The 22,429-nt window shown below is 64.0% G+C and carries 38 protein-coding genes; 19 read left to right on the top strand and 19 right to left on the bottom strand.

All coding sequences use genetic code 11. The features are described from left to right. Positions 1-12 precede the first annotated feature (12 nt). The 4 genes from H0O22_RS01515 (at position 13) to H0O22_RS13240 (ending at position 2,869) form a co-directional block, all read left to right on the top strand. Complete coding sequence (locus tag H0O22_RS01515; protein ID WP_185187322.1) at positions 13-1,731, top strand: SulP family inorganic anion transporter; 1,719 nt, start codon at positions 13-15, stop codon at positions 1,729-1,731. Between the two features lie 45 nt (positions 1,732-1,776). After that, positions 1,777-2,019, top strand: coding sequence for a hypothetical protein (locus H0O22_RS01510; RefSeq protein WP_370521498.1), 243 nt, complete (start codon positions 1,777-1,779; stop codon positions 2,017-2,019). A 203-nt stretch (positions 2,020-2,222) separates the two neighbouring features. Further along, positions 2,223-2,426 (top strand): hypothetical protein, encoded by a 204-nt coding sequence (locus H0O22_RS01505; RefSeq protein ID WP_185187320.1) that lies wholly within the window; start codon positions 2,223-2,225, stop codon positions 2,424-2,426. A 308-nt stretch (positions 2,427-2,734) separates the two neighbouring features. Beyond that, complete coding sequence (locus H0O22_RS13240) at positions 2,735-2,869, top strand: hypothetical protein (RefSeq protein ID WP_255439391.1); 135 nt, start codon at positions 2,735-2,737, stop codon at positions 2,867-2,869. On the opposite strand, the gene H0O22_RS01500 is transcribed toward H0O22_RS13240, so the two are convergent. From H0O22_RS01500 to H0O22_RS01465, 8 genes are all read right to left on the bottom strand, one after another. Further along, positions 2,870-3,061, bottom strand: a complete 192-nt coding sequence (locus H0O22_RS01500; RefSeq protein ID WP_185187319.1) for a hypothetical protein — start codon at positions 3,059-3,061, stop codon at positions 2,870-2,872. It lies immediately after the preceding gene. Further along, positions 3,046-3,273 (bottom strand): DUF3104 domain-containing protein, encoded by a 228-nt coding sequence (locus H0O22_RS01495; protein ID WP_185187318.1) that lies wholly within the window; start codon positions 3,271-3,273, stop codon positions 3,046-3,048. Before H0O22_RS01495 ends, H0O22_RS01500 begins: the two co-directional genes overlap by 16 nt. A gap of 29 nt (positions 3,274-3,302) precedes the next feature. Further along, on the bottom strand, positions 3,303-3,485 hold the full coding sequence (locus H0O22_RS01490; protein ID WP_185187317.1) for a hypothetical protein: 183 nt from the start codon (positions 3,483-3,485) through the stop codon (positions 3,303-3,305). A 75-nt stretch (positions 3,486-3,560) separates the two neighbouring features. Further along, the gene (locus H0O22_RS01485; RefSeq protein WP_185187316.1) at positions 3,561-3,722 is read right to left on the bottom strand and encodes a hypothetical protein; all 162 of its coding nucleotides are present in this window, start codon (positions 3,720-3,722) and stop codon (positions 3,561-3,563) included. A gap of 204 nt (positions 3,723-3,926) precedes the next feature. Next, the gene (locus H0O22_RS01480; protein ID WP_185187315.1) at positions 3,927-4,073 is read right to left on the bottom strand and encodes a hypothetical protein; all 147 of its coding nucleotides are present in this window, start codon (positions 4,071-4,073) and stop codon (positions 3,927-3,929) included. 242 nt (positions 4,074-4,315) lie between these two features. Continuing rightward, the gene (locus tag H0O22_RS01475) at positions 4,316-4,783 is read right to left on the bottom strand and encodes a cupin domain-containing protein (protein WP_185187314.1); all 468 of its coding nucleotides are present in this window, start codon (positions 4,781-4,783) and stop codon (positions 4,316-4,318) included. Positions 4,784-4,819: 36 nt separating this feature from the next. Beyond that, positions 4,820-5,056: a hypothetical protein gene (locus H0O22_RS01470; RefSeq protein WP_185187313.1), complete on the bottom strand. Its 237-nt coding sequence runs from the start codon at positions 5,054-5,056 to the stop codon at positions 4,820-4,822. Positions 5,057-5,255: 199 nt separating this feature from the next. Continuing rightward, the gene (locus H0O22_RS01465; protein ID WP_185187312.1) at positions 5,256-5,657 is read right to left on the bottom strand and encodes a YccF domain-containing protein; all 402 of its coding nucleotides are present in this window, start codon (positions 5,655-5,657) and stop codon (positions 5,256-5,258) included. A gap of 292 nt (positions 5,658-5,949) precedes the next feature. On the opposite strand from H0O22_RS01465, the gene H0O22_RS01460 reads away from it, so the two are divergent. From H0O22_RS01460 to H0O22_RS01450, 3 genes are read left to right on the top strand one after another with little or no spacing between them, the layout of a single operon-like run. After that, positions 5,950-6,186, top strand: coding sequence for a high light inducible protein (locus tag H0O22_RS01460; protein ID WP_185187311.1), 237 nt, complete (start codon positions 5,950-5,952; stop codon positions 6,184-6,186). 19 nt (positions 6,187-6,205) lie between these two features. Continuing rightward, positions 6,206-6,421, top strand: coding sequence for a chlorophyll a/b-binding protein (locus tag H0O22_RS01455; RefSeq protein WP_185187310.1), 216 nt, complete (start codon positions 6,206-6,208; stop codon positions 6,419-6,421). Between the two features lie 55 nt (positions 6,422-6,476). Next, positions 6,477-6,674, top strand: a complete 198-nt coding sequence (locus tag H0O22_RS01450; protein WP_185187309.1) for a hypothetical protein — start codon at positions 6,477-6,479, stop codon at positions 6,672-6,674. A gap of 21 nt (positions 6,675-6,695) precedes the next feature. Here H0O22_RS01450 and H0O22_RS01445 read toward each other — a convergent pair whose 3' ends face one another. Next, positions 6,696-7,019, bottom strand: coding sequence for a hypothetical protein (locus H0O22_RS01445; RefSeq protein ID WP_185187308.1), 324 nt, complete (start codon positions 7,017-7,019; stop codon positions 6,696-6,698). A gap of 99 nt (positions 7,020-7,118) precedes the next feature. Here H0O22_RS01445 and H0O22_RS01440 point away from each other — a divergent pair, with 99 nt between their 5' ends. Together H0O22_RS01440 and H0O22_RS01435 are read left to right on the top strand one after the other, a co-directional pair. Then, positions 7,119-7,415, top strand: a complete 297-nt coding sequence (locus H0O22_RS01440) for a hypothetical protein (RefSeq protein WP_185187307.1) — start codon at positions 7,119-7,121, stop codon at positions 7,413-7,415. Positions 7,416-7,487: 72 nt separating this feature from the next. Further along, a complete protein-coding gene (locus H0O22_RS01435) occupies positions 7,488-7,631 on the top strand; it encodes a hypothetical protein (RefSeq protein WP_185187306.1) in 144 nt (47 codons plus the stop codon). Positions 7,632-7,685: 54 nt separating this feature from the next. Here the strand turns inward: H0O22_RS01435 and H0O22_RS01430 are convergent, their stop codons facing one another. After that, on the bottom strand, positions 7,686-8,708 hold the full coding sequence (locus tag H0O22_RS01430) for a rod shape-determining protein (protein WP_185187305.1): 1,023 nt from the start codon (positions 8,706-8,708) through the stop codon (positions 7,686-7,688). Between the two features lie 102 nt (positions 8,709-8,810). After that, positions 8,811-10,298, bottom strand: coding sequence for an FAD-dependent monooxygenase (locus H0O22_RS01425; protein WP_185187304.1), 1,488 nt, complete (start codon positions 10,296-10,298; stop codon positions 8,811-8,813). A gap of 149 nt (positions 10,299-10,447) precedes the next feature. On the opposite strand from H0O22_RS01425, the gene H0O22_RS13235 reads away from it, so the two are divergent. Genes H0O22_RS13235 through H0O22_RS01415 form a run of 3 tightly spaced genes read left to right on the top strand, consistent with a single transcriptional unit; the run spans position 10,448 to position 10,993 of the window. Beyond that, positions 10,448-10,582 carry a hypothetical protein gene (locus H0O22_RS13235; protein WP_010316060.1) on the top strand — a complete coding sequence of 45 codons (135 nt, stop codon included), beginning with the start codon at positions 10,448-10,450 and terminating at the stop codon, positions 10,580-10,582. Positions 10,583-10,586: 4 nt separating this feature from the next. After that, on the top strand, positions 10,587-10,781 hold the full coding sequence (locus tag H0O22_RS01420) for a hypothetical protein (protein WP_185187303.1): 195 nt from the start codon (positions 10,587-10,589) through the stop codon (positions 10,779-10,781). Positions 10,782-10,783: 2 nt separating this feature from the next. Next, positions 10,784-10,993 (top strand): hypothetical protein, encoded by a 210-nt coding sequence (locus tag H0O22_RS01415; protein ID WP_185187302.1) that lies wholly within the window; start codon positions 10,784-10,786, stop codon positions 10,991-10,993. 3 nt (positions 10,994-10,996) lie between these two features. Here H0O22_RS01415 and H0O22_RS01410 read toward each other — a convergent pair whose 3' ends face one another. Continuing rightward, a complete protein-coding gene (locus tag H0O22_RS01410; RefSeq protein WP_185187301.1) occupies positions 10,997-11,350 on the bottom strand; it encodes a hypothetical protein in 354 nt (117 codons plus the stop codon). 183 nt (positions 11,351-11,533) lie between these two features. Here H0O22_RS01410 and H0O22_RS01405 point away from each other — a divergent pair, with 183 nt between their 5' ends. The 4 genes from H0O22_RS01405 to H0O22_RS01390 all read left to right on the top strand — a co-directional run bounded on the left by H0O22_RS01405 (position 11,534) and on the right by H0O22_RS01390 (position 12,977). Then, positions 11,534-11,692: a hypothetical protein gene (locus H0O22_RS01405; protein ID WP_255439389.1), complete on the top strand. Its 159-nt coding sequence runs from the start codon at positions 11,534-11,536 to the stop codon at positions 11,690-11,692. Positions 11,693-12,042: 350 nt separating this feature from the next. Further along, a complete protein-coding gene (locus H0O22_RS01400) occupies positions 12,043-12,360 on the top strand; it encodes a hypothetical protein (RefSeq protein WP_185187299.1) in 318 nt (105 codons plus the stop codon). 47 nt (positions 12,361-12,407) lie between these two features. Next, on the top strand, positions 12,408-12,689 hold the full coding sequence (locus H0O22_RS01395; protein ID WP_185187298.1) for a hypothetical protein: 282 nt from the start codon (positions 12,408-12,410) through the stop codon (positions 12,687-12,689). Positions 12,690-12,695: 6 nt separating this feature from the next. Then, positions 12,696-12,977 carry a hypothetical protein gene (locus H0O22_RS01390; protein ID WP_185187297.1) on the top strand — a complete coding sequence of 94 codons (282 nt, stop codon included), beginning with the start codon at positions 12,696-12,698 and terminating at the stop codon, positions 12,975-12,977. Between the two features lie 22 nt (positions 12,978-12,999). Here the strand turns inward: H0O22_RS01390 and H0O22_RS13230 are convergent, their stop codons facing one another. From H0O22_RS13230 to H0O22_RS01380, 3 genes are all read right to left on the bottom strand, one after another. Next, positions 13,000-13,128: a hypothetical protein gene (locus H0O22_RS13230; RefSeq protein WP_255439388.1), complete on the bottom strand. Its 129-nt coding sequence runs from the start codon at positions 13,126-13,128 to the stop codon at positions 13,000-13,002. 124 nt (positions 13,129-13,252) lie between these two features. Continuing rightward, the gene (locus tag H0O22_RS01385; RefSeq protein ID WP_185187296.1) at positions 13,253-14,281 is read right to left on the bottom strand and encodes a DUF4912 domain-containing protein; all 1,029 of its coding nucleotides are present in this window, start codon (positions 14,279-14,281) and stop codon (positions 13,253-13,255) included. Positions 14,282-14,373: 92 nt separating this feature from the next. Continuing rightward, positions 14,374-15,273 (bottom strand): polyphosphate kinase 2 family protein, encoded by a 900-nt coding sequence (locus H0O22_RS01380; protein ID WP_185187295.1) that lies wholly within the window; start codon positions 15,271-15,273, stop codon positions 14,374-14,376. A gap of 145 nt (positions 15,274-15,418) precedes the next feature. Between H0O22_RS01380 and H0O22_RS01375 the strand changes: the two genes are divergently transcribed. Beyond that, positions 15,419-15,940 (top strand): L,D-transpeptidase, encoded by a 522-nt coding sequence (locus tag H0O22_RS01375; protein WP_185187294.1) that lies wholly within the window; start codon positions 15,419-15,421, stop codon positions 15,938-15,940. A gap of 427 nt (positions 15,941-16,367) precedes the next feature. On the opposite strand, the gene H0O22_RS01370 is transcribed toward H0O22_RS01375, so the two are convergent. Both H0O22_RS01370 and H0O22_RS01365 read right to left on the bottom strand, forming a co-directional pair. Next, a complete protein-coding gene (locus H0O22_RS01370; protein WP_185187293.1) occupies positions 16,368-16,544 on the bottom strand; it encodes a hypothetical protein in 177 nt (58 codons plus the stop codon). After that, a complete protein-coding gene (locus H0O22_RS01365; protein WP_185187292.1) occupies positions 16,541-17,806 on the bottom strand; it encodes a glycosyl transferase in 1,266 nt (421 codons plus the stop codon). Before H0O22_RS01365 ends, H0O22_RS01370 begins: the two co-directional genes overlap by 4 nt. A gap of 193 nt (positions 17,807-17,999) precedes the next feature. On the opposite strand from H0O22_RS01365, the gene H0O22_RS01360 reads away from it, so the two are divergent. Next, a complete protein-coding gene (locus tag H0O22_RS01360; protein ID WP_255439387.1) occupies positions 18,000-19,595 on the top strand; it encodes an alpha-amylase family glycosyl hydrolase in 1,596 nt (531 codons plus the stop codon). Next, positions 19,592-20,374 carry an HAD-IIB family hydrolase gene (locus H0O22_RS01355; RefSeq protein ID WP_185187291.1) on the top strand — a complete coding sequence of 261 codons (783 nt, stop codon included), beginning with the start codon at positions 19,592-19,594 and terminating at the stop codon, positions 20,372-20,374. Before H0O22_RS01360 ends, H0O22_RS01355 begins: the two co-directional genes overlap by 4 nt. Here the strand turns inward: H0O22_RS01355 and H0O22_RS01350 are convergent. Both H0O22_RS01350 and H0O22_RS01345 read right to left on the bottom strand, forming a co-directional pair. Beyond that, positions 20,371-21,090, bottom strand: a complete 720-nt coding sequence (locus H0O22_RS01350; protein ID WP_185187290.1) for a DUF1028 domain-containing protein — start codon at positions 21,088-21,090, stop codon at positions 20,371-20,373. The genes H0O22_RS01355 and H0O22_RS01350 overlap by 4 nt on opposite strands. Beyond that, the gene (locus H0O22_RS01345) at positions 21,087-22,367 is read right to left on the bottom strand and encodes a Zn-dependent hydrolase (protein ID WP_185187289.1); all 1,281 of its coding nucleotides are present in this window, start codon (positions 22,365-22,367) and stop codon (positions 21,087-21,089) included. The genes H0O22_RS01350 and H0O22_RS01345 overlap by 4 nt, the downstream gene beginning before the upstream one ends. Between the last annotated feature and the right edge of the window lie 62 nt (positions 22,368-22,429).

Raw genomic sequence — 22,429 nt, 5'->3', positions numbered from 1 at the left:
CGCGGCTGCAGCATGCGCTCTCCTTTCCGTGAGCCCCCCGAGTCCAAGGTCTGGCGACTCAGTCGGACCTGGAGCCAGCCCTGGCTGAAGAACTGGCGTGGAGACATCACCGGCGGCATCACGACCGCCGTCGTGGCGTTGCCCCTGGCCATGGCCTTTGGCTTGACCTCGGGGGCCGGTGCCATCGCAGGCCTCTGGGGCGCGATTGTTCTGGGCTTCATCGCCGCCCCCCTCGGCGGCACCCCCTCCCAGGTCTCGGGCCCCACCGGCCCGATGACCGTGATCATGGCCGCGGTCATTACGGCACTGGTGGGTCGCTATGGCCCGGAGGCCGGCCTGGCGGTGGCCTTCACCGTGGCGCTGCTCGCCGGTGGACTGCAGGTGCTCTTCGGGGTCTTCCGCCTCGGGCAATACATCGTGCAGATGCCCTATTCGGTGATCTCCGGCTTCATGTCGGGAATCGGCGTGATCGTGGTCGTGCTGCAGCTGCCGATCCTGCTGGGGCTCAACCTCAAGGGCACCATCCCCCAGATCCTGGGGGCGCTCCCCGCACAACTCCCCAACCTGAACGGCCTGGCCCTGCTGATTGGCTGCCTGACCTTTGCCCTGATCCGCGCCTACCCCCGGCGCTGGAATCGCTGGATCCCCGCCCCGCTGGTGGCCTTGGTCGTGATCTCGGCCCTCAGCACCCTGCTGCCGGAGGGCTCCCTCCCCCGCCTCGGAGCCATTCCCCAGGGCCTGCCGACCCTGCGCTGGCCCGAGCTGCGCTTCGATGACCTCCGCCTGCTGGGCGGTTATGCGATCACCCTCGCCGTCCTGGGCTCGATTGACTCGCTGCTCACCTCCCTGGTGGCCGACAACATCACCCGAACCCAACACCGCTCCGATCGCGAACTGATCGGCCAGGGCCTGGGCAACATGGCCGCCGCCCTCGTCGGTGGCCTACCTGGAGCGGGCGCGACGATGCGCACCGTCACCAACGTGCAGGCCGGAGGCAAGACCCCCCTCTCGGGGATGGTCCACTCGCTGGCCCTGCTGATCGTGACCCTGGGGGCGGGCCCCTTCGCGGCCGGCATCCCTCTGGCCGTCCTGGGCGGAATCCTGCTGCATGTGGGCCTGGAGATCGTCGACTGGAGCTTCCTCAAGCGCGCCCCACGCCTCTCCTGGAAAGCCACGGGTCTGATGTGGCTGGTCCTCTTGCTCACGGTCTTCTGGGACCTGGTCACCGCGGTGGTGATCGGGGTCTCGCTGGCCAACGTGATCACCATCAAGGACCAGGCCGATGCCCTTCAAAAAAGCAGCCAACGGATCGCCGGCGGCGATGGAGATCCCAATGCCCTGAAGCTCGCTGGCGAGGAGCAAGCGCTGCTGCGGGAAGCTGGCAGTGAGCTGGCGCTCTTGAACCTGGCGGGCCCGCTGAGCTTTGGGGCCAGCCGCTATCTGACGCAGCTCCTCCAGGAAAGCGCTGCCTACGCCACCTTGATCCTCGATCTGACGGCCGTCTCCCATCTGGGGGTCACGGCCTCCCTGGCCATCGACGCGGTCTGCCGCGATGCCACCCGCCAAGGACGGCGGGTGATCCTCGCGGTCCCCCAGGAGCGCTACCGGGAACGACTCGGACGGCTCGCCATCACCCGCTTCATCGGCGTGGAGATCTGCCTGACCCGGCTCGAGGCGCTGCAGTGCGCCCGCAGCCATCAGCTTGCGGCCAGATCCGAGAAGGCTTCCTAGCTTGATCCCAGTCGATCCGGGCCCGTGACACGCCCTTCCCTCAGCCTGATCAGCGGCGCGCTGCTGCTGCTTGTCCTCAGCGCCGCTGGCCCGAGCTGGGCCCAAAAACGCATTCCGAAGGCGGCCGGTCAAAACCAATGCCCGCTGGGCTACGTCAACGATCTGGGGAGCCATTGCGTCTCGCCCATCTACTACGAAGTGGCGCCCACCAACGGCCAACCCTGCCGTTCCGGCTGGATGAACATTGGAGCGGGCTATTGCAAGAAGAAGACGCTCGGCATCTTTTAAAACCGGTGAATGTGCCTATGGCTCCTCGCTGAGGCGCAGAGCCATAACGGTTTTGGAGGCGGTCGAGTACCAACCCGCGCTCCAAACGGGGGCCGCCCCCCTTGAGGCCCCCAACAACAACCCTCCAGCGCTCCCGCCGAACGCTGGGGGGTTTGTTGCATGGGTGCATGCCGGACACTGGAGTGCAGTCGTGAGCTCCGTCCATGACCTTCCGGATCAAGACGCATGACGCCTGGGGCAGCACCCCCGTTGGCGACTTCCCCTCGCTTGAGGCCGCCCGCCAAGCCTTCAGCAGCATCTGCCAAGACCCCTGGTATCAACAGGACGGAACCGTCAAAGGCATCGAGCTGGTGGAGGTCCAAGCCAACGGCCAAAGTCAACGCCTCGACTGGCACGCCTCTGCCTAAGTGAATGTGCCTAGCCGCAGAACTTGGTATGAACGGCGACATTCCCAGTGCAGGCGGCTGGGGATCCTTAGCCCGCTCCTGGACTCAACCGTGACCACTCCGCAACGCGACACCAACGCAGCCTCGTCCCGATCCTCTCTTGGGAATCACTCGCCGGCCTACTGGTTGGCGGCGTGACCGCCTCGCTCCTGACTGGCGTCGGTCGACCGCTCCTCGGGCTGGGCTGACCCGAGCCAACCCGCGTTCGTACTCATGCCAAGGCGCGGTAGACGTTTTTAGGCCTGGGGAACTCCTCCCCCCAGGCCGCCATGACCAGCTCACCCGAGCAACGCGAGCACCTGCGGCATGAGGTCCTTGAGACCATCAAAGGTGTGCTGCCCCTCGTGGTTGCCCTGACCGCCGCCTGGCTGGCCATCGACTTCGCCACCCACCTGGTGACCTAGTCAGAAGCCGCTGTCCTGATCGGCTTGGCGCCGCTGGTACTCCATGCAGCCCTTGTAATCGCTGGCTTTCAAGCAGCGTTCGTGGGCTGCTGGCGTCCCGCCACTGGGCTTGCCAAACAACTGCTCGGTGTCGTCCTCTGACAGGCCCAAAAAGGCGAAGAGGGCCGGGACCAGGATCAAGCTGCTGAGCATGCGCGAGACGAGGAAGGCTTCACAACGCCGGTGACGCTGTTGGGGTTCACCGTTCGAATCACCCCCGTGTCCACGCAGGCGATCTGAAAAAAGCTGTTGCCATTGTCCCTGGCCCCACCTTCGCGGTGAATCACCTGACCGACCCACCAGTCCTGCTCAGGAGGCTCCACCAGCACCACATCACCGACGCGCACCAAGAGAAAAGCAGGCACCGACTAGCCCTTAAATTAGTACAGGCGTTCTAGCGCGTTGACGGGGTGTTGTCGATCGCATCCAGGTTCTCGTCAACGCGAGCCAGGCGCTCCATCACCCGATGCAGATCGAGCTCAGAGAGCTCGCCGCTCGCGGTCCATTTCATACAGGTGGAACCCAAGCAATCGCCGCGCGCCGGTTCGCTCACTCCCGGTTTGTTCAGGGCTTTCATCACGCCCTCCCGTCCTCTGATGGAGTCACTCTCGATCCGCGCTCAGCGGGTGGCCTACCCCCAGATGGGGGCAGTTCAGTCGGCGTAGGTCTGGGCCAGGGCCGTGAGCAACTCGGCGATGAAGGGCCGAGGGCAACCCAGCTCCTGCTGCAGCTCATCGCACTCATCACGAAAAAACTCCAACGTGCGCGCGATCACGCCGTCGCGCTGCTCCGGAGTCGGCGTCCAATCAGACATGGTCGAGCTGAAGCGGGGAAAAAATGATCAAACCAGCCCAGCGATCACCAGCGAGTCAGCCGCTGGTCGTAGGCGTCAGCTTTTTTAAAGGTCCGCGTGTAGCAACAAACACGCTGCCCCAGCGCAGGCCGAGGCCAGGATCACAGAGCTGGCGGAGCGCCACGGCGCGCGCGGAGGAAGACACCCTGCACCGTCAGCACCCCTTCAGTAGGGAAGGGTGAAACCCGACTGCATGTTCTTGACGTCGAGCATCACCCAGGTCAGCCAGACCAGCAGGCCAATGACGCCGGAGACGGCCGCGATCTTGCCGGAGGCGCGCAGGAGCCATTCCCAAAGACTGATCTCTTTCACCGGCTTCGCCGCAACCGCTGCATCCTGCCTGGTCGAAACGCCCACCGACGGGGCGACAACCGCTCAGATCTGACAGGCTGACGGGATTGCAAGGGACATCCCCATCAGCCTTCCAGCCTCCGACTTGGCGCACTTGGCCCGCTGTGCCTGGCTTCGCCAGCAGTGCGCCAGCGACAGCGATCGCGCCAACCGCGAGTTCGCCACCCTGCTGATGTGGCACCAAGCCGCCAGCAACCCAGGCGCTAACGCGGGGGCTGGGCCGTTGTCGTCAAGACCGTCGTAGGGGAGCCCTCAACGCCGGCGTAAAAGACCACGAGCTCCACCGGCTGCGTCCCCAGGGCACGGCCCGTGTGGATGGTGTTCACCACCTCGATCAAGGCCTCACCCTCGCGAAAGGTGCGGGTGGAACCGTCCACCAACTCAAGGGCCAAGGCCCCCTTGAGGATCACGGCGGCGTTGATCACGGGATGCCAGTGCAGCGGCAGACGCACCCCGGCCGGGATCGTGATGCGCAGGACCTTCACCTGGGGTTGACCGTCTGGATACCGGGGCAGGGTTCGGCCATCCCACTCCTTGCTGGAGCTGGCGAGTTCCGTCACCTCAACACCCAGGGCCGCCGCCCCGTGGCCGTCGTGGGCCCGGAGCGCCAGGGGGGAGCTCGCGCAAAGGCAGGCCACGGCCAAAGGGGTTAGCCACGAGCAACGCTTCATGGGCGCGCGTCCTAGAAGGGATCCATGGAACACGTTTTATTGGCCTTTTTGGCCTTTGGAGCCGCCGTGTTGAGCCTCTTGGCCTGGATGGTGGCCGCCTTCACGAGCGACCGGGTGCGCTAACTCCATCAGCTCCGCATCCACCACCACCAAGGGCTCACCCGGCTGGAAGCGACGCGCCTGGGCTAGGGCCTGCTCACGGTTTTCCGCCTGCACCGAGCGCGGGCCAGCGGCGTCTGCGTTGCAACTCCAGACCTGATAGCGCCGAAGCATGGCGAGCGAGGGGTGGACCCTCGTCCTAGCCACGCCACCGCAAAGCGGAACAAAACACCTGCAAGCGGCAAGCGAGGCCCACGCGCGTCGCTAGGGATTGGGACCAGATCCTGACCCCGTGCTCCTGCTCACCGATCCCATCGAATTGATCTGGGGAATCGCAGGACTGCTCAAAGCGTTCCTCTGGGATGAACCCAGCTCAACGCTTGGGGACGACCGTCATCCCGACCGGAGCCAGTGCAATCTGGGCGAACTTGATGTGCTGCAGGCCAAAGGGAATCCCCACAACCGTGAGGAAGCAGGCCAAGGCTGAGGTCAGGTGACCGATCGCAAGCCACCAGCCGGCCACGAGGAACCAAATCGCATTCCCGAGCGTCCCCAGGGAACCGGTGCCCCAATCGCGGCGACCGGTCAGGGCCTGACGTGAGATCTCCTCCTGACCGAAGGGCCAGAAGGAGAAATTGCCAATCACGAAGCAGGAGCGGGCCCAGGGCAAGCCGACAACGCTGATCGCACAAAGCAGGCCAGCAAGCCACCAACCCAGGCCCATGACCAATCCGCCCAGGACAAACCAGAGCAGGTTGAACAGGAAGCGGAACACGACGCGCCGCAGCAGCTAACGGGACTGTCGAGCAATCCCAACGGCTTGCCAAGGCCAGTTACAGACAGTTACATTTGCTTTACGTTTCGCAACACCGCCATGGAAGCCGACTACGGGATGGCCATCACAGCGATGGTTGTCGTGGGTGCCCTCCTCACCGCCGGGGTGGTGTTCGTCCTGTCCCGCCCCAGCGATCTGGGCCCCACCCGCAAATAACGATGGCGCTGACCGCACTGCTGCTCTTCGCCGGCTGGATCGCCGCCTCCCTGCTCAAACCCACTCCCCAACAGTCATGAACAACAACCAAGTCACCGACCAGTGGTGCCAGAACCGCGCCGAAGAGCAAATCCACCAGCAACAGCTCCAGAACGTTGAGCGCTTCAACGGCCGGATGGCGATGCTCGGCATCGTCATCGGGATCATCACCGAGGGACTCACCGGCCAAGGCATCGCACATCAGATCGGCCTGGGCCCCCTGGTCGACGGCTACGCGAGCTGCCACACCCAGTACCTTCCCTTCTGCTTCTGATCAGCCCAATCCCCTCGCGATGAACAAGCAGGAGTTCCGCTACGAACCCGTCGAGTCCTTCGGCAAGAGCATGACGTCCAAACGCCCTTGGGACGTCTCGGCCTTGGCTGGCGTCGAGCAACTCAACGGCCGCGTCGCCATGTTGGGCTTTGCCGCCGCGTTGATTGGCGAGTGGCTCACCGGCTACGGCCCGGCCGGACAAATCATGGCGCTGTTGCGCTGGTATCTCAGCTGAAGCGCTGACAGCAACCGGTCCGCGTTGCTAGGCCTGAGTTAGAGGCTCGGGCGCCATGAACCACATCTATGAGGTCTTTCACGCCGGCCCGGCGGACTTCGGTCGCTTTCACGTCGTCGCGGAGAACCGGCAGCAGGCCAGGGCCCGTGCCCAGGCGAACTATCCCCGGCACGACTTTGCGGTCTTCCGCAGCGAGCTGATTCGGCCGGAATGGCGCTACCAGCTGCTCAACGAGTGGCGTTCAACGCTCTAGCGATTTTGTCCAGCGTTCTCCTCAGTCCGCACTGACGGAGCGGGAGTAGATCAAGCCCAACTCCGAGGCCCAGGCCAGGAGATTGTTGGTGGCGGTCAGCACGTCCAGGGAGCGACTCCAGGCCTCGTGCAAATCAGAGGCCTCGAGGACATAGCGCTCGGCCCAGTCGTAGGAGCGCACCAAGCCGCAGGCCTCCTTGAGGCGATGGGGCGTGAGCGCGTGGGATTCGACGCGCTCAATCAGGCCCTTCTCCCAAAAGGCCCGGCCCACGCCGCGATCACCAGAGAAACTCTGGTGCAGCGTCGAGAGCACAGTCTCGAATTCTGGTCGTTGGATCTGGTCCATGGACCAGGCCTAACACTGTCTAAATACCTCGCGCAGGCGGAAAAAAGCAGGCCCAGCCCAGCCTTGCCAAAGCCAGGCGATCTGAGCCATGACTGAGCGATGGCAGGGACAGAACCCGAAACCCCGCCAGCGATGGCCCTCGGACCACCCGGGGGCTTTTGCCTCAACGGGCACCGACGAGAGAACGAGGCGATGGAGCGTCGTGCGATTAATCCAGAACGGATCCTCGTGATCACCCCGAAGGGCTCCACAATTGAGGCCCTCCCTGAGGGCGATTACCGGGTCTGCTGGGCCTCCGGGATCTGCCAAACCGTCAGTGGCCTGCATCGCGCCAATGCCCTGCTCTATTGGCATGAGGAGAACAGCGTGGAGCGCTGCCGGCCCAGCCGCCCTTGACGCCGCCTTCGGGACTTGTTTGATGGGCTCGACTGCGGATCCTTGATGAAGATCAAGACGACGTCGCTCCAGATGACCACTCAGGAAAGCTTGAGCCTGTTGGACGACCTGCGCGCTGAACTGGCCCCCAGCACGATGGGCACTGCGCAATGGAGCCGCATCAACCAATTGGAAGACAAATTGCTGGCGCTGCTCGCCATCGCTAACGCCAGCTGAGACACAAAAAAGCCCCGGGGTTTCCGGGGCCATGGCTTGAGGCTTAAGAGAACCTCAGGAATCAGCGCTGGTGCAGCGCTTGAGGTTCTTCCAGTCGTCCACCACCTGACCGCAGCCATTGACGACGCAGTGGAGCGGATCATCGGCAACGATGGTGAAGATACCGGTGGACTCCGTGATCAGATCGCTGATCCCGGGGATCAAGGCACCGCCACCGGCCAGCACGATGCCGCGGGCGTGAACGTCGGCGGCGAGCTCAGGGGGAGTGCTCTCCAGGACGCGCTTAATCGTGTCGACGATGGCGCCAAGGGGCTGCTGAATCGCCTCACGGATTTCACCGGCGGTGACGGTGATGCTTTCGGGCAATCCGGTGCGGTTGTTGAAACCGCTCACCTCCATGTGGCGATCATCATTGCGGGCATTGGCATGGGCAGAACCAATGCTGATCTTGACCTTCTCGGCGGTGGCTTCACCGATCACCAGGCCATAGGTCTTTTTGAGGTAATCAGCGATGCTCTCGGTGATTTCATCACCGGCAATCCGGATCGATTCGCTCTCCACGGGAGAGCCGAGGCTCAAGACGGCGACGTCGGTGGTGCCACCGCCGATGTCGACAATCATGCTGCCGACGGGTTCGGTGATGGGAAGGCCCGCACCGATCGCGGCGGCCACGGTTTCATCGATCAGATAGACCTCTTTGGAGCCGATGATGCCGGCTTCACGGACCGCCCGGCGCTCTACATCGGTGATGCTGCTCGGGATGCCGACCACCATCCGAGGAGCGGTGGACTTGCCGGCATTACCGCGGCGCATGAAGGTTTGGATCATGAGCTCGGCGGCGGCGTAATCAGCAATGACGCCATCGCGCAGGGGACGAATCGCCTGAATCGCTTTCGGGGTTTTGCCGATCATGCGTTTTGCGCCTTCTCCCACCTCCAGTGGGATGCCTCGCTCTAAATCAAGAGCGACAACGGAGGGTTCATCGAGAACGATTCCCTTGCCTGACACGTACATCAGGGTGTTCGCCGTCCCCAGATCGACACCGATAGAGGAGGTAGTCCGGAAAGGCCAGAACATGGTGTTTTTTGCTGATCAACCCAAAACTGATCAAACGCGAATATTCGTTCTTCGGACTTAATCAAATCTTCCACTCTTTGATGCAAGTCATCGAACAACCCCTCAACGCCACGCCTCCCAGGCCGCCAGCAGGCGCTCCTGCTCCGCGCTGGGGGCGCAGCTGCAGAGGTAGGCATCCGGACGAATCAGATAGGTCCAGCCCGCCCGATAGCCGGGCTGGGGAGCCGCTACGGCTGACACCAACCCATCGCCCACCAGGGACCAATCAAGCGCCGGCCAAGGATCGCCCACGGACAACAGCACCAAGCGACCGCTCCTGAGCAGTGCGTGCAAGCGGGTCTTCCCGCTGGGAGCACAGCACGCCAGATCAGGGGTGCGATCCCCAGGCGCCAGTCCCGCTCCGGAACGCACCAAAACCGGAGAAAGGGCGCTGCCCCGGTAATGCAGATCGGTTTCACAGAGCTGCTCCACGAGGCGCCGCTGCAGCCGGCGGCTGCGGCCCAAATTCGAGAAGACCAAATTCCGGAGGCGACGCAGGAGGGGCTGGCGCAGCAGCGCCACCCGGGTCAGGACCCCGGCATTGCGCAGCACCTGATCACCGATGCCACTGCGTTCGGGCGAATAGGTCTCCAGGAGCTGCGACCCCGCCTTGCCCTGAAGCACCAGGGCCAACTTCCAGGCGAGGTTGAAGGCGTCCTGCATGCCGGTGTTCATCCCCTGGCCCCCCGCTGGACTGTGGATGTGGGCCGCGTCCCCCGCCAAAAAGACCCGGCCGACGCTGTAGCGGTCGACCTTGCGCTCGTTGATGCGGAAATGGCTCAACCAGATCGGATCGTGGGCGCGGAAGCCCGATCCCAAGCGCTGATCGACGAGCGCCTGGACCTGCTCCAGGCTGGGGTCAGCCACCTCCGCTCCCGAGACATCACCAATGATCCGGAAACGATTCCCGACGATCGGGAAGAGGGCCAAGATCCCGTCCGGATTCCAGACCACCGCGACCTGATCGGCCGCAGCGGGACCATCGAGCTTGACGTCCGCCAGGACCCAATTCGATTCGAGGGTCTCACCGCTGTAGGCCAGACCCAACCGGTGCCGCACGGCGCTGTGGGCACCATCGCAGCCCAGCAGATAGCTGCACTGCATCGTCTCCTTACTGCCATCTGCTCGGGTCAGTTCCGCACGGACACCGCTCTCGGTCTCAGCAAAGTCGCTGAGCTCGAGCTCCCGCTCGACCTGCACGCCCCGCTCGGCCAACAGCTGAGTCAGCACCGCCTCGGTGCGGTTCTGGGGAATCATCAAGGCGTAGGGGAATGGGCTCTGAACCCGGGAAAAGGCCAGGGCGACCAGCAAGCGCTGACCCGCCTGGATCCGGGCACCGTGGCCCTGAAGTCCGGCCTCCAAGAACGGCTGCACACAGCCATGAAGGTCCAGCAATTCCAGGGTGCGCGGCCAGATCACGAGGGCCTTGGAGCGATCGCTGGGCTGGGGAGCCCGATCGACGAGACGGACCGCGATGGCCTGCTGACGCAGGGCCAGAGCCAGGGTGAGGCCCACGGGGCCCGCTCCCACCACCAAGACGGGTTGGGACATCAAAGCGACAGCAGATCTCTGCCCAAGCTGAACAACAAACCGGCTTGCTCTTCGACAGTTCCACTTGTTTTTTGGCGGATGCTTTCGCTGAAAGAGCAACGGGCACAGTGCGTTAGGGTCTCTTCAACGCACTGCAGGCTGTTGTCGATATGACCCTGGGCCGATTTCTGGTCTTCTTTGTGATCGGCCTGGTGCTGGCGACGGTGCTCAACCTGACCTGGCTCTACTGGATCCTGGCCGCTGCGGCGGCCACGGTTGCGATCAAGCTCTGGCTCAACCGATAGCCCGATGACGGAGACCACCACCCACAACGGGGCCAGCTACAAACTGACCAGGCTGCCCTCCGCCCTCGAGGCGAGCAAAGCGGCCAATCGGATCCGTCCTTGGATGAGCCGGAGCGAGGAACAGCAACGCGCCATCGAACGCATTGCTCGGGTGCGCCGCGAGAGCGGGATCCCGTCCCCCGACGAGTGGATGTGGTGAGCATGGAACGCACGCTTAAGGGGGTCGCCTACGTCTCGGTCTGGGTCCTCCTCTGGGGAACGGTGGCCTCCCTGATGGACTACGTCCTGCTGGAGCGCGAGCTTTACGCCGGAGGCAGCTTCGGCCAAGCGACCACCTTTGTGGGCTATGGCCTCGCGACGGTTGTACTCGCTTGGCGCTTCGCCCCTCGCTTCCTGCAATCTGAGGACTAGGCCCTAGGTCTGCGGCTCAGCCTTCGGCGCCTTGGGAGTGGCCTTGGCTGGGACGCTGACCTGGCCGCACTGGTCGTCGAGTACGGGCTTGTAGGAGGCACGCACCTCCATCCAGTCGGTGCTGGGGTCTCGCTCTTCAAAGACGGTGAAGTGTTCGATCAACAGTCCATCCATCGCCTGCATGGAGCGGCAGAGGCTGTAGAGATCACCGGAGTTCTGGGCCTTCAAGACCAGCTCGTAATGCCCCATGAACTGGGCATAGGGATCCCGCTCAGCCGCGGAAACAGCTCCACTGATCAAAGCCAGGGCAGCAACGCAACCACCCAGAAGCGTCGCCGAACGGGGAAAAACGATCATGCCCATGACCCTAACGAATGGGGCTTGGCAGGTGATCTTTTCCTCTGAATAAAGAGAACCAAGAGCACATCTTTGGAACGCAAAGAGAAGTTGAACTCTGGAACTTGAGCGCCAAGAAATCGCTAGCGATGGGGCGTTCTTTCCATGGAAATCGCCATGTCAAGACACCAACTTGAACTGTTCATGCATAAAGCCAAGGGCAACGCAACCATGCAGCGTGAGCTCGACAAGTGCGGCGAGAACAACAGCTGCGTGGTCGCTGTTGCCCGCAAGCACGGACACAAGTTCTCACCAGCCACCTTGACTCGCTGGCAACACGACCACACCGAGGAGACCCAGTAGGGGGATTTGGGTATTAAGTCCCATTGCGCCTTCTCCAGAGCAGATCGATGCTGATGACATGGATCTCGGAGGCGTTGATGGACGACACTCCACCCCGCCATAACCCAGGAGCGAGCTGACTGAAGGCCCCTGCTCCAACAGTCTTTCGAAACCGTGGGTGGGTCCGCTGCCCCGCAGCTGGACACTCCAACCTGCACCGCCTCAGGTGCCCCCTGGAGACGACCGCCTCACACCTGGACATCTGGCCCCAGGTGACCTCCCTCGGCAGCTCCGACCACAATTCAAGATTTCGAGAGCCGGTTCCAACAGGGACCGGCTTCTTTATGGTCAGCCCACCGGCCCCTCCCCCGTTGAACTGCCGCTGGCCTCTGCTCAGCCTGGCCCTGCTGGCCGCCCCAGCCGCCCACGCCCAGTCCCTAGCGGGACTGCAACAGGCCGCCATTCGCTGCTTCAACGGCACCACCCCCGCGGACTGCAGCGCCGCGATGGGCCTCTCCCATCAACTCAAGAACCGCGCGGATGCGGCCACCGAATTGCGCTGCTACACGGCGCTGCTGGGGCTGGAATCACGCCTTAGCCTCTCCATGCAGGGGCACGGCTCGATCGAACGCGATCACCGCAGCCTGAAGGAAACGATTTTCGAATGTCGGGGCCTGAATCCGAGCTAGCCCTGTGATCCGCTGCCAGCCTGAGGGGCACAGGGGAAGGCCCAGCCATGCATTCCGCACAAGCGCTTCGAGAGCGGTACGCCAACGGCAGCAGCACCCCAGGTGAGGTCAACGCGATCGCGCGGATCTACGCCTCGATCAAAAAGCTGAGCTTCCCCCAGGCCCTCGAAGAGGTCCACGACGGGCTGGGCTATGGGATGGCAGAAGACATCGACTGCAGTCAGGGGGGATTCCCCTGGCTCGAGGTGGAACGGTCCCTGGTCCCCTCCGGCCGCCGCTGGATCAACGGACTGGAATCGTCCGTAGCTATGTCTGGGGAGAGCCGCTGAACTTCGATGAACGGTTGGCGCAACTGCAGCACGGCCCTGGCCGCTGCCGCGCTGCTCGGATTCTCAGCCCAGGGGCGGGCCGCTGAAGGGTCGGTCTCTGCCCAATCGCCCCTGAGCCGACAACAGGCCTGGCAGGAGGCGATGGCGAAACTACCCAAGGGGGCTGTGGTCACCAACAGCCAATGCAATGACGTGGAAATCGGCTACAGCAATACGCGCTACTACTGCGTGCTGACCTTCACGGAACCCGTTGGGTTCATCAAGGAAGACGACGCAACGCAGGAGTGAGCGTTGCGGCGTCTGGCTGTACTCAGCTCTTGGCTGAAGCTTGAGAGAGGAAGAAGACCAGCAGAGCAATCAGACCGGCACCACCGATGGCGGGCAGGATCACGGGAACGCCTCGGGGAGCAACGGCGGAGGCAAGCACGAGGTAGTCCATTCCGGAGCAATCAGAATTGGATTTTTTTTAGCACCGCCAGGGAGTGCACCGAGAGAATCCGACACCTGTCGAAAAGCAGCGCCCCGCAAAGGGTTGGCCGACTTCTTTAGTCGCCCTCAGCGGCCTAGAACCACTCGGACTGGGCCTCTTCCGCGGTGTTCACTCGAGCGTGGGGGGTGCGGCGCTCAAACTCCATCGCGATGGAGCGCTCCTGCTCACCATCCGCCGCAATCGCGCGCACGGGATAGAGCTGCTCGCCATCCCGGAAGGGGACATGGATGCGGAAGCTGCCGTCCCGCTCGAGCTGAACCTTCTCGTCGCCAATGAACAGGCTCGCGGAGGGGTCCGTCGCGCCGTAGACGATCAACTCAGCGTCAGCCACCAGCCAGAAGGAGCGCTCGCGCAGGGCACCCATGCCGGATTCGGTGCGGCCGCTCGCCCAGACGCCCACGCCGGAGTCGTTCAGGGGGCCAGGACCGTTGAGGTCGTACTCGTGCAGGACCTCGGAGCCGATCCGGCGGCTGCGGGTGGGAAGTGTCGCCCGCTGATAGTGCTGCTCATGCTGGACACCACCGACGCTCGCGGGAGCGGCGAACGCAGTGGGTGCAGCCGTGTGACCGGCTTCCAGGGAGAAGGGCACAAAGGCATCAGCGATGCGCTGGGAGGGCTCCATCCCAGGCACATGGGCGACCGCCGAGAAGGCCAGGGAGTACCAGCCGCCGGAGCGCAGCCGGAAGCCCAACTCGACCCGGTAGTCACGGCCGTCAAGGGGGACGGGCATGAACCACTCGCTGGAGCTGGCGTCCACCACCAACTCCTGGAGGGTGTGGAGATGGGTTTGATCGCCGGCCAAGCCAGTGACATCGGCCAGGCGGATGCAGAGCTGGGTCGCCCCAGCGCGCTGGGCGCTCTTGCGATCCGCGGCACTGATCGACCAGAAGCAATAGGCCCACTGGGGGTCCCGGGGCAGGAAGACGACGTGGGTGGACGCCTCAGTGAAGTCCTCAACCACCTCGATTTGATCCGTCGGCGGTGGGGCGATCACAGGGACCGCCTCCTTGATCTTTTGCTTGAAGCTGGAGGGAATCAGATCACGAATCCAGCCGAGGGGACGCTGGTTGCTGCTCTTGTCGTTGGAGTTGCGTTGCGTCACGGGTCTACCCCTGCTGGAGATGGTGACCATCGTCTCCGACTTCCCTTGTCAGCAGCAGCTCTGTCAGCGGATCGCTACCTCAAATGACGCCTTTACTCAGCCAGCAATTGCGCGTGGGCCTTGGCCAAGGCCTGCCGGGCCTCGGCGCTGACCTCGGGGTAGCGCAGATCGAGCCCATTGAGGCGCTCAATCACAGCCGCCGCGACCACCAAGCGGGTGAACCACTTGTGATCCGCTGGCACGACGTACCAAGGGGCGTGGGCCGTCGCGGTCTCTTGAATCATCTCCTCGTAGGCCCGCATGTAGTCATCCCAAAACCCCCGCTCGCGGATGTCCGCCGCTGAAAACTTCCAGTTCTTCTCAGGCCGCTCCAATCGCTGCAGGAAACGGCGTTTTTGCTCCTGCTTGGAGAGGTGCAAGAAGAACTTCAGAACAACGACCCCGTTGCGACTCAGATAGCGCTCGTAATGGCGGATGTCCTCGAAGCGCTGTTTCCAGAGTTTTGGCCCCGCCAGCTCAGGCGGCAGAGACTGCTTGGCCAAGAGTTCGGGGTGCACCCGAACCACCAAGGTCTCCTCGTAATAACTGCGGTTGAAGATGCCAATCCGCCCGCGCTCCGGCAGGCATTGATTCGCCCGCCAGAGGTAATCGTGATCGAGGTCCAAGGCTGAGGGCGCCTTAAAGGACGACACCTGGCAGCCCTGGGGGTTCACGCCACTCATGACGTGCTTGATCGTGCCGTCTTTCCCCGCGGCATCCATCGCCTGAAAGACCAGCAGGACGGCCCACTTGTTCTCGGCATAGAGCCGCTGCTGGAGTTCTGAGAGCAGCTCAACCCCCTGCTCGAGGGCCTCCCGAGCCGCTTTCTTGTCGGCGGGGAGATCCTGAGTATCCCCAGGGTCGATCTGCTCCAACTTGAATCCATCACCGTCGTGGATCCGATAGGGCTGAGCGAGGTGTTGGCACTGCTTTAAAACCTGGCTCAAGTCCATCAGCGCTCAACCCATTCACCACCTGCCTTCAGCCTGTCCACCACAGCCGCAGCTGTCAGCCTCGTGGCCGACCGTCGAACTGGTTTTTCTCTGGAGAGAGACAAAAAAATCCCCCTAGGACTCCCCGATCTCACGGATGAGTCCCATGGGTCGCTGTCGGTTCATCGGCGGTTGTGCGCTATTGGCATCCCTGGTTCTCCCCGCCGCCGCCCAGGAGCTGGCCTTGGGCACCAGCCCCCGCTTGACCTTTGAACGCACCAATCGCCGCCTGCCGCGCACCGGCGATCCGATCTGGGACCTGAAGGTGGAGATCCCCGGCCAACCCGTACGCCATTTCGATGCCGTCAGCGGACGGGCGGAATTCCAAGGGGCCAACCGCCACCAAATGGGCAGCCAGTCCCCTTTACCGCCTGGCAGCTACGCGATTGGCGCGGTGGAGCCCCTGGACCAGCAGTACCCCAAGGAGCTGGGGCCGGTCTGGATTGGCCTTGAACCCCTCTTCACGACCGGGCGGCGGGTCTTGGGCATCCACCTCGACCCCAGCGCCGGCCGCAACTGGAACAGCGGAACCGGCGGCTGCATTGGTCTGATCCATCGCGCCGACATGCTGAGCCTGGCGGAGCTCGTGCGCCGCAGCTCCGCCGAGACCTTGGTGGTCAGCAACTAGCTGCCAAGTGCCGCGGTCCTGGCTAGAGCAGGAGTACCGCCGAGGTGGAACAGCGGCCATCAGCGCTCCACTGGTTCATGCCGGCGTCATGGTCTACCTGCATGGGTTGCACCATTCCTCACACCACCCGACCCCGCCTAAGGCGGGGTTTTTTATGGGCGCCTTCAGCCACAAAAAAGCCCCCTCGCCAAGAGGGGGCTCGCCGTGGTGTGAGGTTGGAATGGAATGTTTCCACGGGTCGTTCTACCGAGGCCTCTGCCCAGCAGCTGTGCGGTTGAACAACTGGTTACAAAGAACTGGCACTGTGCCAGTTGGCTGGCGACGGTTGGTGCGTGTGAGGAGTGGATTCGCCCCAAGGCGTGGAAACAAGGTCACACCCTTGAAGTGAATCCCGAACAGCCCTGCCTTTGGCGGGGCTTTTTTTTGCTCAAGCGGCGAGCAATTCCCGCTTAAGCAGGACCGCTCCATTCGAGAGGAGCAGGCGGTGGCGCTGGACCTCCTCATCGAGGGGGACCACCACGCTTTGAGCCCCGCCATTGGTCCAGTAGTGGAGCTTGACCTGGGGCGAGGTGGCCGCGGCGGACCTCTCAATCGAACCCGTCATGCAGCGACAAATGGCTCATCCAATTGAGCCGTATCCGATGGGGTCGTGACGTAGTCAGCGTTACGTCCTACTGATCGGGACTGCCCCGCCGCGGCCAGGGCGTGCTGGAGATCCTGGCTACAGCTGAGCACCCGAGACCAGCTGGGCAACTGCTGAACCGATGGCGTATCCATCAGATCCTTGATTGCCGGACGCAGCAGCTGCGCAAAGTCCTGAACAGCCAGTTCCTCGCCATGGCCGTCATGGGGGAGTCCATTAACGGCGGAGTCCAGTCCGAACTGTCTGACCCGGTCTTGCCCCACCCGGCGGTAAAGCGCTTCCAGGGTGGGGAGTTGCTCGCTAAGCAAGTTGCAGCCTTCGTGCTCCATCAAGCCGCGCAGGACCGTCCGCAGGATTTCGCTGGCCATCCGCTTGAGCCCCTGGTCGGGGGCGGTGCCGAGGGCCTTGTGCTTGTGGTCAAACACCCCCAGATCCACCTGGGCAATGCGGCTGATGGCGACATGGCGATAGACCTCCGACAGCAGGCCGATCTCCAAACCCCAATCGCAGGGAATGCGCAAGTTCATCGCCAGATCCGTCGTGAAGGCGAACTCCCCCGCGAGGGGGTAGCGGAACGACTGGAGATAGCGCAGATAGGGAAGCGGACCAACGATCTGCTCCAGGCTGCTCAGCAGGGGCGCCACAAACAAACGGGTCGCCCGGCCCTGAAGGGCATGGGTTTCGAGAGACAGCCGGCTGTAGAAGGCTTTGACGTAAGCCACACCCGTCGAGCGATCCAACAGGGGCTGGAGCATCCGCTGGGGGTAGGCCGGCGAGAACGTCCGGATGTCGGCATCAAAAAGACCAACGACCTCAGCCTCTCGGCAGGCCACCCCCAGGCCCTGCCAAACGGCCCAGCCCTTGCCAGGGGGGGCCAGCACGTCGAGCCCCAGGGACTTCACCGACTGCAGGAGCTCGATCACCGCCGGGCCATTGGTCCAGTGCACGTGCACGGGAAAAGGCATCTCTGCCCAGAACGCTTCGGCCTCCAAGACCTCGTCCACGGAATCCGCCGCCAGGGCGATCACCAGCGACTGCAGTCCGTCCAACCCGGAGAGCACCTCACGAATCAGGCGCAATGCCGGACGGCGGAACTCCTCCATCAAGCAGGGGAGCAGCAGGGCCGTTGGCCGATCACGCAACTGCTGATGGAACGACTCCGGGGCGGCCCCCGAGAAGCCGTAGTCATGGACCGTGGTGATCAGTCCTTGCTGGAAGTCCATGCAGTAATCAATGCGACAACACTCAGCCGCCAGCTGCTCGATATCTGGATGAGTGAGGGGAGCACTGGTGGTTGAGTTGGACCGGCAGGAACAGTTGGAACTGTTGCTTCTCGGTCTTTACCCGGGGCAGTCTTCAAACGAGATCGAAAGCTTGTCGTCTCATTTGCTGCAGTCCGGGCGAATCGGTGCGCAGATGCACACCCAGCCGGACGTGCCCTGGTGCAATACGACCTGCGTGCTGATCTGCTACGCCGATTCGGTCATCGATGCGGATCGCACCAGCATTCCCCTGCTCCAAGAACTGCTGGATGGCCCGCTCCGAGGCCTCTCCTCCATCGTCCACGTTCTGCCCTTTTGGCGATCCAGCAGCGACGGGGGCTTTGCCATCTCCAGCCACGAGGAGCTCGAGCCACGCTTTGGTGATTGGGACGACCTCGAGGCCTTGAGCCGCGGACGTCTCTTGATGGCTGACCTTGTGCTGAACCACGTCTCGGCCTCGCACCCCTGGGTGCACCAATGCCTGGAAGACGCGGAACCCGGACGCTCCTGCATCCTGCAGGCCAGACCCGATCCCTGCTGGTCGCAGGTCGTACGCCCCCGCAGCTCGCCCTTGATCAGCCCCCTGGGCGGCCGCAAGCAGGTTTGGACCACCTTCGGCCCCGACCAGGTAGACCTGAACTGGCGGGAGCCCGAGGTGCTGCGTCATTTCGCCCGGCTGATGCAACGCCTCTTCCACCACGGCGTCGGCTGGTTGCGGCTGGACGCCGTTGGATACGTCTGGAAGGAACCCTTCACGAGCTGCATTCACCAGCCCCAAGCCCACGCCATCGTCGAAGTGCTGCGCCTGCTGCAGGAGGACCAAGCCCCGGGGGGGGCTGTCGTGACGGAGACGAACGTCCCGGAGGAGGAGAACCTCTCCTACCTGCGATCCGGTCGGGAAGCACACCTGGCCTACAACTTCCCCCTGCCCCCGCTGCTGCTCGAGGCCTGCCAGAGCGAGCGCTGCGACCTCCTCAACCGCTGGCTGGCCGGTTGGCCGGATCTCCCCAAGAGGACCAACCTGCTGAACTTCAGTGCCAGCCATGACGGTGTCGGCCTGCGGCCACTGGAGGGACTGATGGATCAACCGCGCCTGCACCACCTCCTGGCGGGATGTGAGCAACGGGGCGGCTTGATCAGCCACCGACGCCTCAGTGATGGGAGCGAGGCCCCCTACGAAATCAACATCAGCTGGTGGAGCGCTATGGCCGATTCCGGTCGAGATCCAGGGCGATGGCAGCAGGAGCGTTTCCTGCTCAGCCAGCGCTTCAAGCTGGCGCTGCCGGGGGTGCCTGCCTTTTATCTGCCGGCCCTGCTGGCCGCCCCCAACGACACGAGCCGCTTCCACGCCAGCGGCCATCGCCGGGACTTGAACCGACCACAGTTCAACGCCAGAGCCCTAGAGCTCCAGCTCCAAGACCCTGGTCAAGCCGCCAGCAGCAACATCGCCCAGCTGCAGTTCGCCATGGAACAACGGGCCAAGCTCCCGGCCCTTAACCCGGACTCGCCGATGCGGGTGCTCAGTGGTGAACGCTCCGATTTGGTGATTCTCGAGCGTGGCCTAGGAGCAGCCCGTCTGTGGGCTATCCACAACTTCAGCGCCACGCGTCAATCGCTCGTGTTGGCATCGCTCTGGGGTGCGTCCTCTCCACCGGAATGGATCGATCACCTCAATCCAGCTGGAGCGGTGAAGGCCGAGCGCCAACTGGAGCTGGAACCCTTTGGCGTCTATTGGATCAGCAGCCGATGACTCATTCCAACTCCTGGTGGATCGTCACCGACCTGGATGGGACGTTGCTGGACCACTGCTACAGCTGGGAGCCGGCCCGCACGACCCTGCGCTGGCTGCAGGAGCAACAGATTCCCGTGATCCCCTGCACGAGCAAAACCGCGGAGGAGGTCCGGGGCTTTCGAGATGCCGCTGGCCTTCGCGATCCCTTCATCGTCGAAAACGGTGGAGCCATCCATGGCGAAGACGCCCGCGGAGAGGAGTGGGAAGAGGCCCTCGGCATCCACCACCGCCACTTGCGGCCCCAGCTGGATGCCTTGGAGGCGCTGCTGGGTGAACGGCTCATGCCCCTCGAGGAGCTCAGCGAAAGCGAGGGGCAACGCCTCTTGGGCCTCGGGGGTGAAGCCCTAGCCCAAGCCCAGCGGCGCTGCTGGAGTGTGCCGTTTGTGCCCCCATCCGCGGAAGGGAGGAAACGGCTACCCGCCCTGGCCGCCTCCCTGGGTCTGGGTGTGGTGCAAGGCAACCGCATGGGTCATCTGCTGGGGCCCGACGTGAGCAAAGGGGGCGCGTTGTCGCGGCTGAAGCAACGGCTCGGCGGCCCGCTGCCGCGGGTGCTCGGGCTGGGGGACTCCCCCAACGACATCCCATTGCTGGAGGCGGCCGATGTGGCCGTTGTTGTTCCGGGGCCGAGTGGCCCGCACCCCGCCTTCCGCCGCGCCCTGGAGCAGAAGCGCTACCTCTTAGCCCCCGCCGCCCATGGCGAAGGATGGGCCCGGGTGATTCGCGACCTGATCGGCTAAGCCACCGACGGATCGTCCCCAACCAATGGGGTGACGGTCCGGTTCATCGCGCGACTCGCGGGATTGGGGAGTTCAGCAAAGGAGTCCCTCCATTGCTGAACCCAACGTTGCTGACTGCGCCCATAGAGCGCGTTCAAGGCGTCGACTGCGCAGTCCTCAAAGTCCACCCGCAGATCCAACAGCGGAAAAGCCGCCTCACCGCTGACCTGGAGGGCCGCCGACGTGGCATGGGGGGAGCGTCGATCGCCGCCGGCCTCCTCACCGGCCTGCAGGGCCGTGAGCAGCCTTCGCCCCAATTTCCAGGAGGGGTCGCTCAAGAGGAAGGCCTCCTCCATCGCCAGCAGCACCGCCTCACCCGCGAGGAAGTTGCCCGCCACGGCCAGATCCGGATGACAGCGGTGGCCGGCGTAGGGGCCGCAGGCCTCACCGGTCCAACCCGCCGTGCGGCCGCAGCCGTCAATCAAGTGCAATTGGCGGTGCTCGATTTGGGGGTCATCCCGCAGCAGGCTCGCCAGGACCGACTCGGCATCGCGGTTCTGCTCCATCCTCTCCAGACCACAGATGCCGAGGTAGGGGTTCGTATGGGCCTGGGTCGCCACGGCACCGACGCCGGAGCGGATGTGGGGCACGGTCGATCCCACCGCAAGATGACAGGTGGCCACGGCCACTCCAAAGCGACCGTTGGAGGGGTCACGCGCCAGGATCGAGAAGGTCATCCCTGAAGCTGCGCGTCCAGCCGCAGGAACGCCTCGAGCAGCACCGCCGTACCGGCCACGCACTGCTCGAGGCTGGTGTACTCCGCGGAGGAATGGCTCAAGCCGCGGTGGCTGGGGACAAAGACCATCCCCATCGGCCAGCGACGACCCAATTCCTGGGCGTCGTGGCTGGCCCGGCTCGGCAAGGCACTGTGGGACAAGCCCAGCTCGGTCGCCGCGACCTCGATCGCGTCCATCAGCGCCGGAGCGGCGGGGGTGGGGTCGACCGAAAACTGCGGCTCCATCGTCACGCGGCAGCCGCTCGACTCGGCGATGGCGGCCAGGCGCCGCTGCAGCTCGTCGGTCAACGCGGACAACACCTCGGGGTCGAGATCGCGCAGGTCGACGCTGCACTGGACCTCACCAGGAACGACGTTGGCGGCATTCGGCCAGACCTCAAACTTGCCGACCGTGGCCACGGGATCACCGGGATGCGCCAGGGCGAGGGCCTGGACGGCCAAGACCACCTGCGCTGCCGCGACCAGGGCATCCTGACGCTGATCCATCGGCGTGGTGCCGGCGTGGTTCGCCTGACCGCCCACGCGGATCGTGAAGCGGCGTTGGCCGACAACGCCCTGAACAACACCAATGCTGTCTCCGCGCCCCTCGAGCACGGCCCCCTGCTCGACATGCAGTTCGATGAAGGCGGCGATCGCGTCATCGCGGCGGGCGGCACTGGCCAGCCGGTCCCAATCCCCCCCAAGACGGGCCAGATTCCGCTGGATCGGCTCACCGTTGCTGGTGGTGTAATCGCTGGGGTCAGCGCTCGCGGTGCCGGCCATGCCCTTGCAGCCCACCATGGTGGACTCCTCGTCGGCGAAGACGATTAGCTCGAAGGGGTGGCGGAGCTGGAGCGCGGCGTCCTGAAGGGCGCGAACCACTTCCAGGCCTGCCAAGACACCGAGGGTGCCGTCGTAGCGCCCCCCGGTTGGGACCGTGTCGAGGTGCGAGCCGGTCACGAGGGCTGGAAGGCTGGGGTCCGAGCCCTCCAGCCGGCCAATCAAATTGCCAGCGGCATCGATGCACAGGCTTAGGCCGGCATCGATCATCCATTCACTCAGCCGTTCGCGGCCCTGACGGTCTTCAGCCGTGAAGCCCCGGCGACAGATCGAACCATCGGGCTGCAGTCCCACCTCGGCCATGGCCTCCAAGGACGCCAGCAGGCGCACTGAATTGGGAGTCGGCCGACGCTGTGGAGTGGTGGTGTGGGTACCAACGCCCGGGGCAGAGAGAACCAACCGCAGACCTTCGCGTTCAACAGAGCACCCCCACCATCGAGGAGAGCTCCGAGAGCGCCCGT

The sequence above is a fragment of the Synechococcus sp. LTW-R genome (assembly GCF_014217875.1).
GTDB lineage: Bacteria > Cyanobacteriota > Cyanobacteriia > PCC-6307 > Cyanobiaceae > Vulcanococcus.
This window is presented reverse-complemented; position numbering and strand designations above follow the sequence as displayed.